Origin of the sequence: Neobacillus drentensis, assembly GCF_036965245.1 — a bacterium.
In the GTDB taxonomy this organism is placed as follows: Bacteria; Bacillota; Bacilli; order Bacillales; family Cytobacillaceae; genus Neobacillus; species Neobacillus drentensis_G.
In genome coordinates this window covers 26,637-28,133 of sequence record NZ_JBALPG010000027.1, presented here as the reverse complement: position 1 = coordinate 28,133, position 1,497 = coordinate 26,637, and the positions used below count along the sequence as shown (strand labels likewise).

The following is a 1,497-nucleotide window of genomic DNA, read 5'->3' as shown; positions in this document are numbered from 1 at the left end:
GACAAAACTCTTCTTGAAATCGGAGAAAGTGTCCTTAAGTGAGGTTAGTCTTAAAAGTGGACACGTAAAAATGAGATTTAGTTTATAATACAATCATCATTTAAAAGGACGTGTTCACATGGGTAAACATCATACTCAAGAGTACAAAGAATATGTTTCAAAATTAATTGTGGAGGAAGGCAGAAAAGCTTCAGATGTAGCTTATGAACTTGAGATTTCAGCTAAAACGATAAGCCGTTGGGTGGCAGCTTACAGAATGAAAATTAATGTTGGGAAGACTGGTGAGAATTATATTACACCTTCAGAGCTTGAAAAATTAAAAAAACAACATGAGAAGGAACTACAACAGTTAAGAGAGGAAAATGAAATCCTAAAAAAGGCCATGCACATCTTCACGAAAAACCAAGAGTAATTTATAGCTTTATTCAAGTCCACTCTGATGAACACGCTGTAGTGAAGATGTGCAAAGTGCTAAAAGTTTCATCAAGTGGCTATTATAAATGGCTAAATAATCAATTTAAACCTCAATCTGAGAAAGATGCTTATCGCCTAGAGATCCACCAAAAAATTTGTAAATCATTTCATGAGAGTTATGGGACTTATGGAAGCCCTAGAGTTCATAATGACTTAGTTGACTGGGGATATACTATTTCACAAAAAACAGTAGCTCGTATGATGAAAGAAATGGGTTTAACCGCTACACCAAAAGAAAAGTTTATGGTCACGACAGATTCTAATCATGATTTAAACATTTATCCTAATTTACTCAATCGTCAATTCAATGTAGAAGAACCTAATCAAGCCTGGGTATCTGATATTACGTACATTTGGACGCTTGAGGGATGGGTTTATTTATCATCCGTTATGGATTTATTCTCTAGAAAGATTGTAGGTTGGAGCCTTTCTTCGCATATGAAAAAAGAGTTATCTATACAAGCCTTGAATATGGCTATTATATCTAGGCGACCTGGTGAAGGGCTAATTCATCACTCTGACCGTGGTTCTCAGTATTGTTCCCATGATTATATTGATATTTTAAAAGAGAAAAAAATGCAAATTAGTATGAGTAGAAAAGGCGATCCTTATGATAATGCCTGTATTGAGTCTTTCCATGCCACAATCAAGAAAGATTTAATTTACAGAAGACGTTTTACCACTAGGGCAGAAGCTGTAAAGGCGATTAATCATTATATAGGCAGCTTCTACAATGAAAAAAGGAAACATTCAACATTAGGGAACTGTTCACCCAATCAATATGAGAGGACTCATCAAAAATTAGATTGGGGAAACATCTCATAAGCAAGCCATTTAGTGTTAGAAATCGTCAATCATGTTTTTCGATTGACTATTTCTAACACTGGACCAAACGAAGTGCGGTAGTGGTTTTGTTTTAAAAAAATCTCAAATTTTAGTGTCTACTTTCTTGACAGAAGTCCATAAGACTGCTTCTTAAGGACAAAACTCTTCTTGAAATCGGAGAAAGTGTCCTTAAGACTG

Annotated in this window: 2 protein-coding genes; both read left to right on the top strand. The window is 35.0% G+C overall.

Annotated features, from left to right (window positions below; genetic code table 11):
* The first annotated feature begins 118 nt into the window (after nucleotides 1-118).
* A complete protein-coding gene (locus V7150_RS07770) occupies nucleotides 119-412 on the top strand; it encodes a transposase (RefSeq protein ID WP_335515816.1) in 294 nt (97 codons plus the stop codon).
* Nucleotides 412-1,299: an IS3 family transposase gene (locus V7150_RS07765; RefSeq protein WP_335515956.1), complete on the top strand. Its 888-nt coding sequence runs from the start codon at nucleotides 412-414 to the stop codon at nucleotides 1,297-1,299. The genes V7150_RS07770 and V7150_RS07765 overlap by 1 nt, the downstream gene beginning before the upstream one ends.
* Nucleotides 1,300-1,497 lie beyond the last annotated feature (198 nt).

Bases quoted from the DNA above. Each gene is read 5' to 3' on its own strand.
- V7150_RS07770 (WP_335515816.1), top strand. From the start codon at position 119: ATGGGTAAACATCATACTCAAGAGTACAAAGAATATGTTTCAAAATTA.